This window comes from Chromobacterium haemolyticum (assembly GCF_009936155.1).
GTDB classification, from domain to species: Bacteria; Pseudomonadota; Gammaproteobacteria; order Burkholderiales; family Chromobacteriaceae; genus Chromobacterium; species Chromobacterium haemolyticum.
Genome location: NZ_AP019312.1, coordinates 4,323,047 through 4,336,218, shown reverse-complemented (window position 1 = coordinate 4,336,218; position 13,172 = coordinate 4,323,047). Strand labels below are relative to the sequence as shown.

Here is a 13,172-nt window from a genome sequence, read left to right as displayed (position 1 = left end):
GCACACGCCAGGAGACTGCAAGGATGTTGAAGAACAAGATCGCGGTGGTAACAGGCGCAAACCGGGGTATCGGCCTGACCATTGCGCAGACTTTGGCGGCCCACGGCGCCCAGGTTCTGGCTTGCATGCGCACGGTCGACGAGGCAGTGCTGCAATCGATCGCGTCGGCCGGCCAGCCTGGCCTGGTGAAAGGGGTGGCCTTGGACCTAGAGCAGGAGGCCTCAATCAAGGCAGCCATCAAGGAGATCGCGACCCTGAGCGGCAACAAGATCGATGTTTTGGTGAACAATGCCGGCACGGCTTCTGGCGGTCTGTTCCAGATGATGCCGGTAGCGGAATTGCGCCGCGTCTTTGACGTCAATTTCTTTGGGCAGATCCAGTTGACTCAGGGCCTGTCGCGCCTGATGACGCGCCACCGTTCGGGCAGCATCATCAATATCGCCTCGACGGCGGCCGAGATCGCCGATCCCGGCACCCTGGCCTACGGCGCCAGCAAGGCCGCGTTCGCGCGCGCATCGTGCAGCATGGCCACGGAGCTGGGGGCGGCGGGCGTGCGCGTCAACACCATTGCACCGGGCGTGACGCGCACCGACATGTTCGATCAAATGGCACCGGACGCGCGCGAGCGCTTGATCGCGAGCTCCGCACTCAAGCGCGCCGCCGAACCCCAGGATATTGCAAATGTAGCGTTGTTTCTCGCAAGCGAGCTTTCGGCTTTTGTCACAGGGCAGGTCTTGCGCGTCGACGGCGGCATGGTTTGAGAAGGAGAGAGCGATGAATACGGAAGAACTGCAGAGCATGGCCAAAACCATGCGCCACAAGATCCTCGAGATCAGCCACGCCTGCAATCTGAGCGCCCATTTGGGCGGCGGCTTGTCGATGGTGGAAATCATGGCGGTGTTGTACGGCCGCGTCTTGCGCTATGAAAAGGGCAATCCGCGTTGGGCCGGGCGCGACCGCTTCATCCTCAGCAAGGGCCACGGCGTGCTGGGCTTCTTTTCGGCGCTGCTGGCGGCCGGCTTGATTAGCGAAGAGACGTACAAGACCTTTCAAACCAATGAAAGCGATTTGATCGCCCACCCCGTGATGAACCTCGATCTGGGCATCGAATCCTCGAACGGCAGCTTGGGCCAGGGCCTGTCGATGGGTGTGGGTATCGCGCTGGCGGGCAAGAAAAAGCAGGCGGACTTCCGCGTCTTCGTGTACATGGGCGATGGCGAGTGCAACGAAGGCTCGGTGTGGGAAGCCGTGATGTCTGCGGCCCAGCTCAAGCTCGACAATTTGACCGCCGTGGTCGACTACAACAAGCTGCAAAGCGATGGGGACGCCCGGCAAATCATGGACCTTGCCGACCTGGCGGGCAAATTCCGCGCCTTCGGCTGGGACGTGCGCGACATCGACGGCCACGACCTGGATCAGGTCGTCGGCGCTTTCGAAGCACCGCGCGAAGCCGGCAAGCCACGTGTGCTGGTGGCGCACACGGTCAAAGGGAAGGGGGTCTCTTTTATGGAAAACAACAATGAATGGCATCACAACCGCTTGACCAAGGTTCACTACGAGCAGGCGTTGGGCGAGTTGGGCGTGTGCCTTGAAACTACGGGGCATGAGCATGTTTGAGATCAATCCGAGCAATGCGCGTCAATGGTCACGGATCGGGTCGCGCGGGGTGTTTGGCCAAGCCATCCTGGCGGTGGCGGAACATCATCCGAACATGATCGCCGTTTCCGCCGACCTGGGCAATTCATCGGGCCTGGATCGTTTCAAGAAGGCTTATCCGGAACAATTCCTGAACATCGGGATCGCCGAACAAAACATGATTGGGGTGGCGGCTGGCATGGCAAAGGAAGGCTATAACGTATTCGCCACCTCCTTCGCGCCCTTCATCGCCATGCGTGCGTCGGAACAGGTGCGCATGAATCTCGGCTATATGGGCATGAATGTGAAGGCGGTCGCGATCGGTAGCGGCGTCTCGATGGCTTTCCTCGGCAATTCGCACTACGGCATCGAGGATATGGCCGTGATGCGCGCCATTCCGAATCTCACAGTCGTCTGCCCGGCGGACTGCGCCGAAATCTTCAAGACGGTGCAGGCCGCCGCCAGGTTCGACGGTCCGATGTACATCCGCCTGACTGGGGCCGTGGGCAACCCGCCCGTGTACACCGCAGATTACAGCTTTGAAATCGGAAAGGCTGTCACCTTGCGCGAACCCGGTGACGTGACTTTCATCGCTACCGGCAGTATGGTGCACGAGTCGCTAGAGGCGGCCAAATTGCTTGAGCAAACAGGGGTCTCGGCCGGGGTGATCAATATGCACACCATCAAGCCCCTCGATGTCGCGGCGCTGGGAACTGCCTTGGAGCGCGCTAAACTGCTGGTGACGGTCGAAGAGCACAGTGTCATCGGCGGCCTCGGCAGCGCAGTGGCCGAATACAAGGCGGCCAAGCGCCAGGCGCCGCCCCAATTGATCCTGGGCTTGCCCGACGCGTTCGACGTCACGGGCGATTACCGCTTCCTGTTGGAAAGGCATGGTTTGGTGGCGGCTAAGATCGCAGAGAAAGTGCAAACGGCCTTGAATTCTTGAAAGGCGGTGCGCGATGCTCTTACTCGAATTGCCGGACGGGTGGATGGCTCAGCGCACGTGGATCGCGGCGACGCTCTTGCGCCGCCTGGATCCTGCGCTCCAACTGGTGCCGTACGCCGGCGCGGACTGGCGTCTCTCCGTGCCGGGACGACCGGGCACGATCTGTCTGCCCGACGATTTCTTCGCGCGCGCTACTGCGCAGGGGGGGCTCGGCGCCGTGGTGCCGCACGATCCTTGCGCCTTCCATCATGATGAAGTGGATGAGGGCCGCGTGCGGATTCCGATTCTGTTTGGCCAAGCGGGGCGGCCGGCCGCGCCGGCCGAAGCCGGCCAAGACTACCGCTTCGATCTGGATTTGTTCGGCTCCGCCTTTTGGATGCTGACGCGGCTTGAGGAAGACCAGGCCGCGGAGCGCGATGGGCACGACCGGTTCAGCGCCCATGCCTCGCACGCCTGGCGCAACGGCTATTTGATGACGCCCTGGGTTGACGAAGCGGTACTGGTGTTGAAGGCGCTCATGCGCAGAGTCTGGCCAGGCCTGACTTTCGCCAAGAGCGGCTTCCGCCAAATACCGACCCACGATGTCGACGATCCGTTCGCGCACCGCTTCATGGGCACCGCCAAGGCTCTGCGCCTTTTGGCTGCGAATGCCGTCAAGGCTCGCTCACCGGGCATGGGGATCCGGCTTGCGGGTAACTACCTTGGAGCGCAGTTCGGTCTTGACTGCGCAGACCCCTGTGACACCTTCGACTGGTTGATGACGCAGTCCGAGCAGGGCGGCCTGACGAGCCGCTTCTATTTCATTCCCACCCAGGGCAGCCGGCCGGTCGATGCCGAATATGCCCTGATGGCGCCGCCAATCCGACGGCTCATGCAAGCCATCCATGGGCGCGGTCATGAAATCGGCATCCACCCCAGTTACGAGAGCTACCGCGACCCTGTCCTGATTGCGATGGAAATGGCCGCCTTGCGGGCAGCGCTGACCGCGGCCGGCATTGACCAGTCTGATATTGGTGGCCGGATGCATTATCTGCGCTGGCACCACGCCAGCACGCCGCAAGCGCAAGCAGCCGCGGGATTCGCTTACGATTCCAGCCTGGGTTATGCCGACCATCCGGGCTTTCGCTGCGGAACCTGCCACGAATTCGACTATTTCGATCTCACGAACGGACGCGCGACGGCGCTGCGGATGCGCCCGCTGATTGCGATGGAGTGCACGGTAATGGCGAAACGCTATTTGGGGCTGGGTGTGTCCGATGCGGCCCATGCCATGTTCACGATGCTGAAGGAACGTTGCAGGCGCGTGGAGGGCAGCTTTGTCCTGCTTTGGCACAATTCTTATTTGTTCCAGCCCGAGGAGCGCGCGCTGTACGCTGCCGTACTGGCGCACTGAACAGGTAACGGCGGGGGGCGTATTTGCTGGGCTACTTCCTACTCAATCACGTCTCCGCTTCTTTGTCCCGCGTAACGCCAGGTAGTCCATTGCAGGGCTGCGACGGTCCGCTTCGGATGGTCCACGTTCGCCGCGCAGCGCAGCGGAAGCGCTTGGTTTGCTTGGGACTGCTGACCTCCTCCCGACTAACCGAGCGGTCTAAGCTGGAGATTTCCGGCTTAAAGATGAGCAAGCCGGAACTCGCTCGGGGTCTGGTCGCCCAGCGAACTGTGAGGCCTGAATTCGTTGTAATCCTGTCGCCAACGCTCGATTTTGTCACGTGCGTCATCCAGCGACAGAAACCAATGCACATTCAGGCACTCATCCCGCAGACTGCCGTTAAACGACTTGATAAAAGCATTATCCGTCGGTTTTCCTGGCCGCGAGAAGTCCAGCGTGACACCTTGTTGGTATGCCCATTGATCCAGCGCCATCGATATAAACTCGCTGCCATAGTACCTGCGGAATAGTGGTCAACCATCGTCAAGATCCACATCCTTTCCGAGCGACTTGAACCGATGGAGGAGCTTGAGATGGCTGACCCAATCCATGATGTGCGCCCGCAAACCTGGGTGGCAATTGATATCGCCAAACAATTTCATGCAGTATTGATTGAAACCTCGCAAGGCCGACGCCAGCGCTTCAAGATGGCTTCGACAGCCTGTGAGCATGATCGACTCATTGCGTTGCTATCCTCATTGCCGCAGCCGTGCCGCATTGCCTTCGAACCGACTGGTAATTTCCACCGGACATTAGCATGGCGCTTGCTAGCTGCCGGCTTTGACGTGGTAACCGTTTCGACGGTGGCTGCCGCCCGCTATCGGGAAGCGCGTTTCAACTCTTGGGATAAGAATGACCCTAAAGATGCTCAAGTCATTCTGGAAATGCTCAAACAGGGCCTGACGCAGTTTTACCATGAGCCCTTGCTGACGGGATGCCATGACTTGCAGGAGCTGTCCAAGACCTATCACCAGGTCGCCTTGGCCCGCAAGCGGCTGGCCGATACGCTGCTGAATCACTACCTGCCTCTCTACTTTCCCGAAATGGCGCGTTATTGGGAAGCGACGCGCGCCGAATGGTTCATTGCCTTTCTGCAACGATTTCCCACGCCAGGGGCCATTCTGACGTTGAATGAAAGCGAATTTGTGCAAGCCGCAGGGCCATTGCTGGGCCGCAAGGTGAACAAGACGGGAAAGCTGTTGGAGATGTATGCGCTGGCGCAACATAGCTCAGCCTTGCCAGTCCTGGAGGATTCGCTGGCCGTGCAGACGTTCCGGCAGCAGTTAGCGCATATGGCCCATGTAGCGGCACTGCGTCGGACTTTGGAACAGCAGGCGCAGGTCCTTCTCCAGGACCGCTGGGAATTTCGTTGCCTGTCGTCTCTGCCTGGCGTCGCAACCATCTTGGCCCTGATCATTCTGGCTGAGGTTGGGGATATCCGTCGCTTTGGCCACCACCGACAGTTCCTCAAATATTGTGGCCTGGACTTAGCGAAGTCCCAGTCGGGGCAGTCGAAAGGAAAGGAGCGGCTTTCCAAGCGGGGCAATGCGCGCCTGCGTTACGCTTTCTGGATGGCGGCTTTAGTGGCGGTACGTATGACCGAGAACTCGTTCCGAGACAAGTATGAACGCTATCTTGCATCGGCACCCCATGACGCGGATCGGAAACGGATGGCGCTGACCGCCATTGCCGCCAAAATGGCGAGGGTGGCTTATGGACTACTGAAGACCCGCACCATGTATCAAGGCTATTTCGAACACGCTTTACCCGGTGGATCGACCTCTCTCGCGCTGGCCATTGAGGCAACTATGACCTCGTAGATAATGCTTGGGCCTTCCACCGGGACTTCTATGCTGTTTTAGGTTAGGTCAGGGCCAGCCGCTGGCTGGATCCTATGTTTATTATGGTCAGCGGGATTCCCGTCAAAGGGTGGAAGCACGGGGGGCGCTGTGTGCGTCGAAAAGTGTTTTTACAGACGATTGCTCGTCTGAGGATCAGTGTTGCCTGGCGATGGACAAACCACTTGCAGTTAGTACGTTGTCGACCTGAATCCGTTGTGGTGTCCCGCGCAAGACTTGAACATGCCGCATCGTAGCAACCACGTCCGCGGCTTTCAGCGCGAAATCCACCGTGATCGCCAGGCTCTCCCGGCTAAAATTATCCACTACAGTTAAGGCCCGGATTTTCTGGCCGTTGAACAGCTGATCGGCGACGAAATCCATGCTCCAGCAGGCATTCAAACTGGAGACCGCCGGCCGGGCTTGCCGGTGTGCGGCCGCCACTCGCCGCTTGGGCCGCTTGCGCCGCAGGTTCAGACCTTCCTCGCAGTAGATCCGGTAGGTCTTCTTGTGATTGATCTGCCAGCCCTCACGCCGTAGCAGGACGTGGATGCGGCGCGCGCCATAACGAATACGCGTGGCGGCGATCTCGCGGATCCGCTGTCGCTCCGCGCGATCGTCTCGAAGATGAGGGCGATAAAAATAGCTAGCTTGCCGCAGTTGAATGACTGCGGTGGCGAGACGGATGCTGACGCGGTACGCGTCAATCAGGAAGTTGGCCAACTCGCGTTTGCGGGCCGGCCTCACAGCTTTTTTTGGATGACTTCCTGCAGCATCTGCTTGTCCAGGCTCAGGTCAGCGACCATGCGCTTGAGGCGGGCGTTCTCTTCTTCCAGTTGTTTCAGGCGGCGCAGCTCGCTGACACCCAGGCAGCCGTATTTCTTCTTCCAGTTGTAGAAGGTGGCTTCAGAGATACCCATCTTGCGGCAGACCTCGGCGACGGTGGTGCCGGATTCCGCCTGGCGCAATGCGAAGGCGATCTGTTCTTCGGTGAACTTCGATTTTTTCATGACAAACCTCCTGCCCGGATGGGCTTAAATTTGCCAGAAATCTCTACTTTTCGCCGCTACGTTTTTGCGGAAGGGGGTCATTAAGCCGGAAATCTCCAGCTTAGACCGCTCGATTAGTCGGGAGGGGGGGCACGAGAATGGTCATGATGAGTTCGGGTTTTATGTGTAATGCATCAAAAAGTGATAATGTCCAGATGTTGTTACATGAAAGCTGTGGCTTGAAAATGGCATGGCACTTACAATGGCAAGTTCAGATTTGTCGTCATCGGGCGGTACTAATTTATTTGCATCGTCAAATTGTTGAAGAGACGTCTAATGTTACAAATTCTATTGTTGGCTATATTTTTGTCGTTACTTGTCGGCATGTGCCTGATCCATTTCTCTCACTTGCACGAGCGTTTTTCAGCAGACCATGATTTGGGGGGGGTGCAGAAGTTCCACGCCCGCCCTGTGCCTCGTATCGGAGGTGTCCCGATGGCTGCCGGTTTGGTTGCCGGTTGTGGTTTGTTGGCTTGGTCGCAGAGGGATGCACTGCCGCTATTGTTTCTTGTTGTGGCGCTGCCGGCTTTTGCGGCGGGAATGCTTGAGGATGTGACGAAACAGGTGGGGCCGTTGCCGCGGTTGTTGGCTACTTTTGTCGCGGCAATTCTGGGCTATTTCATGCTGGGGGCTGGGTTGCAGCGCCTAGACATTCCTGTCGTGGACGGCTTGCTGTCGCAGTTCTGGGCGCTGTCGCTGTTGCTGACCGTTGTGGCCGTTGGTGGAGTGGCACATGCGGTCAATATTATCGATGGCTACAATGGTTTGTCCGGGGTGGTGTCCATCTTTATCTTCCTGGCGATGGCGTATGCCGCTTTCAAGGTTCAAGATACTGCTTTGATGGGCGTTTGTTTCGCCATGGTGGGGGCTATTGCCGGTTTCCTGTTCTGGAACTTCCCGCGCGGTCTTATTTTTGCGGGGGATGGTGGCGCTTATCTAGTGGGCTTCATGATTGCGGAAGTGTCTGTGCTATTGGTCGCACGCCATGAGCAGATTTCCCCTTGGTTTCCGCTTCTATGTGTAATCTATCCTGTATTTGAGACAGTGTTCTCGATTTACCGCCGTAAATTCTTGCAAGGTCGTCGCATTGGTTACCCGGATGCCCTGCACTTGCATCAGTTAGTGTATATGCGTCTTGTTCGCTGGATGGTTGGTAGTAAAGATGTTGATCATAAAACTATGCGGAATAGTTTGACCTCCCCCTATTTGTGGGCTCTATCTTCCGTATCAGTAGTTCCAGCTATGCTTTTCTGGAATAACACTCCGGTATTGATCGGATTCGTGCTTGCCTTCATGGTTACCTATGTTAAGTTGTATCGGATGATCATCCGCTTCCGTACGCCACGTTGGATGTTGTTGCGCAAGTCCGCTCGATAATGACTCGGCGGGGGTAGTGATCTGCCCCTGACCTCCTCCCGACTAACCGAGCGGTCTAAGCTGGAGATTTCCGGCTTAAAGATGAGCAAGCCGGAACTCGCTCGGGGTCTGGTCGCCCAGCGAACTGTGAGGCCTGAATTCGTTGTAATCCTGTCGCCAACGCTCGATTTTGTCACGTGCGTCATCCAGCGACAGAAACCAATGCACATTCAGGCACTCATCCCGCAGACTGCCGTTAAACGACTTGATAAAAGCATTATCCGTCGGTTTTCCTGGCCGCGAGAAGTCCAGCGTGACACCTTGTTGGTATGCCCATTGATCCAGCGCCATCGATATAAACTCGCTGCCATAGTACCTGCGGAATAGTGGTCAACCATCGTCAAGATCCACATCCTTTCCGAGCGACTTGAACCGATGGAGGAGCTTGAGATGGCTGACCCAATCCATGATGTGCGCCCGCAAACCTGGGGTTGATCTGCCCCCTCCAGCCATACCAGCGATAAGGAGAGAAGTCCTAGGTTTGCATGGTAGTGGTACTGCTTGATAGTTCGGTAGTCCGCTGCTGGCGATAGCGTGCCGCAAACACTGCTGGTGGTATGCGGCCAATCGAACCGTGGGGGCGCACCTGGTTGTAGTCGTCTCGCCAAGCCGCAATGATCTGCCGCGCTTCTGCCAACGAATCGAAGACATGCTCATTCAGGCACTCATCGCGGAATCTGGCGTTGAAACTTTCAACGTAACCATTCTGCATCGGCCGACCCGGCTGAATCAGAATGTGCCGGATACCATGCGTTCGCGCCCACCCCATAAACACACGACTGGTGAACTCTGGCCCATTATCCGTCCTGACTGCCAACGGATAGCCGCGAAATTGCGCCACCTGATCCAACATGCGCGTGACGTATTGGCCAGACATCGAGAAATCTACCGCAACCTGTACCGCCTCGTGGCTGAAGTCATCGGCTACCGTCAGGCATTTCAAGCGTCGGCCACAGGCTAACTGGTCGCTGACAAAATCCATGCTCCACACCTCGTTCAACTGCGTGGCCGCCTGCAGTGGCGTACGCACGCCAGTGAGCTTGCGCCGGCGGTTGCGTCGCCTGACGGCCAGGCCCTGCTCGCGGTACAAGCGGTAAACCCGTTTGTGATTGATGCCAGGGAATTCGTGACGCAGCAGATCATGCACCCGCCGGTAGCCAAAACGGCGGCGTGTCTGCGCGATCTCGACGATGCGAGCCGTCAGCTGACACGTCAGCGCATCTGCCTGTGGCGGATGCCGCCATGCATCTCGGGAGAGCCCCCCAAGCCGGCAGGCGCGGCGCTCTGAGAGCGCTAATCCACTGCTCAACATCACGCTAATGGCCTGCCGCTTGGCCTGCGGGGCTAACGCTTTACCCCGAAGGCGACCTTGAGGGCTTCGATGTCGAGATGGGCCTCGGCCAGCAACTTCTTGAGACGGGCGTTCTCGGCCTCCAGATCTCGGGCGCGCTGAAGCTCGGCGACATTCATGCCGCCGTATTTACTGCGCCACTTATAGAAGGTGGCCTCGGAGAAACCGCCCTGCCGGCAGACCTCTTTGATGGCCATGCCCAGTTCGGTCTGCTTGAGAAAGCCAATGATCTGTTCTTCGGTGAATCTGCTCTTCTTCATGTCCGTCATTCTCCTTCAGTGACGGACTTCTCTCTACTTTTGATTGGTAAGGCCTAAGGGAGGCAGATCATCAGCAGCTCATGCGACCGACACCGACTGGAACAGTCCATCGCTTGGGTTGCTTTTTCTCACAGCGGAAGTTTCTCTCATTCCACGCTATCTAGAGACTTTGAACAGGCTCTAGAGGGCTTTCATCGAAAATTGCTGCGGCAGGCTCTTGAAAACCCTTCCTCTCGTCCCTATTATTAGCACTCGCAGCAGGCGAGTGCTAACGCCCGCCTCAACTCAAACAGGTTTCAACTCTCAACAGCCACTGTAACAGGAGAGATCCATGGCAATTCGTCCTTTGCACGACCGTGTTGTTATCAAGCGCCTCGAGGCTGAAGAAAAAACTGCTTCCGGCATCGTTCTGCCGGGCGCAGCCGCTGAGAAGCCGGACATGGGCGAGGTTTTGGCCGTCGGCAACGGCAAGATTCTGGAAAACGGCGAACGCCGCGCTCTGGAATTGAAGAAAGGCGACAAGGTCATCTTCGGCAAGTACTCCGGTCAGACCGTCAAGGTTGACGGTGATGAAGTCCTCGTGATGCGCGAGGAAGATGTAATGGGTATCGTTGAGTAATCCGACCCGCATCTGAACTTCCCTTACTCAGAATTCTGGAGATTTAAGAATGGCTGCTAAAGACGTAAAGTTTGGTGATTCCGCTCGCGCCAAGATGGTAACCGGCGTCAACATCCTGGCTGATGCCGTTAAAGTGACTCTGGGCCCGAAAGGCCGCAACGTGGTGTTGGACCGCTCCTTCGGCGCTCCGACCATCACCAAGGACGGCGTATCCGTCGCCAAGGAAATCGAGCTGAAAGATAAGTTCGAGAACATGGGCGCGCAGATGGTGAAAGAAGTCGCTTCCAAGACTTCCGACGTTGCCGGCGACGGCACCACCACCGCCACCGTGCTGGCTCAAGCCATCGTGCTGGAAGGTATGAAATACGTTGCCGCCGGCATGAACCCGATGGATCTGAAGCGCGGCATCGACAAAGCCGTTGCCTCGCTGGTGGGTGAAATCGCCAAGATCGCCAAGCCGTGCGCTACCACTAAGGAAATCGCTCAGGTAGGCTCCATCTCCGCCAACTCCGATTCCGACATCGGCGACATCATCGCCAATGCCATGGAAAAAGTGGGCAAGGAAGGCGTGATTACCGTTGAAGACGGCAAGAGCCTGAACAACGAGCTGGACGTGGTTGAAGGCATGCAGTTCGACCGCGGCTACCTGTCCCCGTACTTCATCAACAATCAGGACAAGCAGATTGCCGCTCTGGACAATCCCTTCATCCTGTTGTTCGACAAGAAGATCTCCAATATTCGCGACCTGCTGCCGGTTCTGGAGCAAGTGGCCAAGTCCGGCCGTCCGCTGCTGATCATCGCCGAAGACGTTGAAGGCGAAGCGCTGGCGACTCTGGTGGTCAACACTATTCGCGGCATTCTGAAAGTGGTTGCCGTTAAAGCCCCGGGCTTTGGTGATCGTCGCAAAGCCATGCTGCAGGATATCGCCATCTTGACCGGCGGCACCGTGATTGCCGAAGAAGTTGGCCTGACTCTGGAAAAAGCTTCGCTGGAAATGCTGGGCCAAGCCAAGCGCGTTGAAGTGGGCAAGGAAAACACCACTATCATCGACGGCGCTGGCCAAGCTGCCGAGATCCAGTCCCGTGTGGGCGAGATCCGCAAGCAGATGGAAGAAGCCACTTCCGACTATGACCGCGAGAAACTGCAAGAGCGCGTGGCCAAGCTGGCCGGCGGCGTTGCGGTGATCAAGGTTGGCGCCGCGACCGAAGTGGAAATGAAAGAGAAGAAGGCTCGCGTTGAAGACGCGCTGCACGCTACCCGCGCCGCTGTGGAAGAAGGCGTTGTGGCCGGCGGCGGCGTTGCTCTGCTGCGCGCCCGCTCCACTTTGGACAGCCTGAAAACCGATAACACCGATCAGGACGCCGGTATCAAGATCGTACTGAAGGCCATCGAAGCGCCGCTGCGCCAGATCGTCAAGAACGCTGGCGAAGAGCCGTCGGTTGTGGTGAACAAGGTGCTGGAAGGCAAGGGCAACTTCGGTTACAACGCGGCTAGCGGCGAGTACGGCGATATGCTGGAAATGGGCGTGCTGGATCCGGCCAAGGTAACCCGCTCCGCTCTGCAGCACGCTGCTTCGGTTGCTGGCCTGATGCTGACCACCGACTGCATGATCGCTGAACTGCCGGAAGACAAGCCGGCGGCCGGCATGCCGGATATGGGCGGCATGGGCGGCATGGGCGGCATGATGTAAGTCGACGCCTCCTAGGCTTTGAAAAAACCCCGCTACAGCGGGGTTTTTCTTTTGCGGGCTTAAAATGTGTAGGCTTCTGGCAAAATAAGGTCGGGGCATATATTAAGTTAAGGAGTGCGTGATGGAATTGAAGGTGTTGTTGGGCAGTCTGGACGAGATTTTGGAGCCGTGGCGCTACAAGGACTACGCGCCCAACGGCCTGCAGGTGGAGGGCGGGCCGGCGGTGCGCAAGTTGGTGACCGGGGTAACGGCCTCCCAGGCGCTGATTGAGGCGGCGGCGTCGCGCGGAGCGGACGCCGTGCTGGTGCACCACGGCTATTTCTGGAAGGGAGAGGACGCCCGGATTTGCGGTATGAAGCGTCAACGGGTCAAGACATTGCTGGAGCATGATTTGAGTTTGCTGGCTTACCACCTGCCTTTGGATGCTCATCCGGAGTTGGGCAATAACGCGATGCTGGGCAAAGTGCTCGATTTGGACGCTTTGGGGCAGGGGGGCGAGCAGGGCTTGCTGTGGCATGGGTCATGGCGAGGTGGAGGCCGCGCGGTGGATTTTCGCGAGCATGTTTCAGCTCGCCTAGGGCGCGAGGCCTTGCTGTTGGGCAGGGCGGACAAACCGATTTCGCGCGTGGCCTGGTGTACTGGCGGTGCGCAGAGCTTCTTCGCCGAAGCCATCGATCTGGGGGTGGATGCTTTCATCACCGGCGAAGCGTCCGAGCAAAATCATCATATGGCAATGGAGTGTGATGTGGCTTTCATCGCGGCGGGGCATCACGCCACGGAGCGTTTTGGCATCAAGGCTTTGGGTGAGCGCGTGGCTCAGCTTCATGGCATAAGTGTTGAATTTGTAGACATTTCCAACCCGGTTTAAGAGGCTAAGCGGGGCTTCGGCCAATTTATTTGCATAGAAGCTTCAAGTCCCTACTCGGAATCGGGTAA

Annotated in this window: 10 protein-coding genes and 3 pseudogenes; 9 read left to right on the top strand and 4 right to left on the bottom strand. The window is 57.9% G+C overall.

The annotated features are described in order from the left end of the window. The first annotated feature begins 23 nt into the window (after window positions 1-23). Genes GYH29_RS20025 through GYH29_RS20010 form a run of 4 tightly spaced genes read left to right on the top strand, consistent with a single transcriptional unit; the run spans window position 24 to window position 3,974 of the window. Complete coding sequence (locus GYH29_RS20025; protein ID WP_081575354.1) at window positions 24-761, top strand: SDR family NAD(P)-dependent oxidoreductase; 738 nt, start codon at window positions 24-26, stop codon at window positions 759-761. Between the two features lie 13 nt (window positions 762-774). After that, window positions 775-1,617: a transketolase gene (locus tag GYH29_RS20020; protein ID WP_043591467.1), complete on the top strand. Its 843-nt coding sequence runs from the start codon at window positions 775-777 to the stop codon at window positions 1,615-1,617. Then, window positions 1,610-2,581 carry a transketolase family protein gene (locus GYH29_RS20015; RefSeq protein ID WP_043591493.1) on the top strand — a complete coding sequence of 324 codons (972 nt, stop codon included), beginning with the start codon at window positions 1,610-1,612 and terminating at the stop codon, window positions 2,579-2,581. Before GYH29_RS20020 ends, GYH29_RS20015 begins: the two co-directional genes overlap by 8 nt. 13 nt (window positions 2,582-2,594) lie before the next feature. After that, on the top strand, window positions 2,595-3,974 hold the full coding sequence (locus GYH29_RS20010; protein ID WP_052052041.1) for a polysaccharide deacetylase family protein: 1,380 nt from the start codon (window positions 2,595-2,597) through the stop codon (window positions 3,972-3,974). 218 nt (window positions 3,975-4,192) lie between these two features. On the opposite strand, the pseudogene GYH29_RS20005 reads toward GYH29_RS20010, so the two are convergent. Continuing rightward, window positions 4,193-4,465, bottom strand: a pseudogene (locus tag GYH29_RS20005) (integrase core domain-containing protein); the annotation flags it as partial. Between the two features lie 81 nt (window positions 4,466-4,546). On the opposite strand from GYH29_RS20005, the gene GYH29_RS20000 reads away from it, so the two are divergent. Then, a complete protein-coding gene (locus GYH29_RS20000; protein ID WP_161524285.1) occupies window positions 4,547-5,833 on the top strand; it encodes an IS110 family RNA-guided transposase in 1,287 nt (428 codons plus the stop codon). Between the two features lie 216 nt (window positions 5,834-6,049). Here GYH29_RS20000 and GYH29_RS24905 read toward each other — a convergent pair. Continuing rightward, window positions 6,050-6,861, bottom strand: a pseudogene (locus GYH29_RS24905) (IS3 family transposase); the annotation flags it as partial. Between the two features lie 315 nt (window positions 6,862-7,176). On the opposite strand from GYH29_RS24905, the gene GYH29_RS19985 reads away from it, so the two are divergent. Further along, on the top strand, window positions 7,177-8,277 hold the full coding sequence (locus tag GYH29_RS19985; RefSeq protein ID WP_043591459.1) for an MraY family glycosyltransferase: 1,101 nt from the start codon (window positions 7,177-7,179) through the stop codon (window positions 8,275-8,277). Window positions 8,278-8,352: 75 nt separating this feature from the next. Here the strand turns inward: GYH29_RS19985 and GYH29_RS19980 are convergent. After that, window positions 8,353-8,625: pseudogene (locus GYH29_RS19980) on the bottom strand (integrase core domain-containing protein); the annotation flags it as partial. 166 nt (window positions 8,626-8,791) lie between these two features. Then, window positions 8,792-9,927, bottom strand: a protein-coding gene (locus tag GYH29_RS19975) for an IS3 family transposase (RefSeq protein WP_408610167.1) whose coding sequence is annotated in 2 segments (ribosomal slippage) — window positions 8,792-9,672 and window positions 9,672-9,927 — 1,137 coding nt in all. Because the reading frame shifts where the segments join, the coding sequence is not laid out codon by codon here. Window positions 9,928-10,258: 331 nt separating this feature from the next. Between GYH29_RS19975 and groES the strand changes: the two genes are divergently transcribed. The 3 genes from groES (at window position 10,259) to GYH29_RS19960 (ending at window position 13,104) form a co-directional block, all read left to right on the top strand. After that, window positions 10,259-10,546 carry a co-chaperone GroES gene (gene groES / locus GYH29_RS19970; protein ID WP_019103401.1) on the top strand — a complete coding sequence of 96 codons (288 nt, stop codon included), beginning with the start codon at window positions 10,259-10,261 and terminating at the stop codon, window positions 10,544-10,546. A gap of 49 nt (window positions 10,547-10,595) precedes the next feature. Continuing rightward, window positions 10,596-12,236, top strand: a complete 1,641-nt coding sequence (gene groL / locus GYH29_RS19965; RefSeq protein ID WP_043591381.1) for a chaperonin GroEL — start codon at window positions 10,596-10,598, stop codon at window positions 12,234-12,236. A gap of 121 nt (window positions 12,237-12,357) precedes the next feature. Beyond that, window positions 12,358-13,104 (top strand): Nif3-like dinuclear metal center hexameric protein, encoded by a 747-nt coding sequence (locus GYH29_RS19960; protein WP_081575350.1) that lies wholly within the window; start codon window positions 12,358-12,360, stop codon window positions 13,102-13,104. Window positions 13,105-13,172 lie beyond the last annotated feature (68 nt).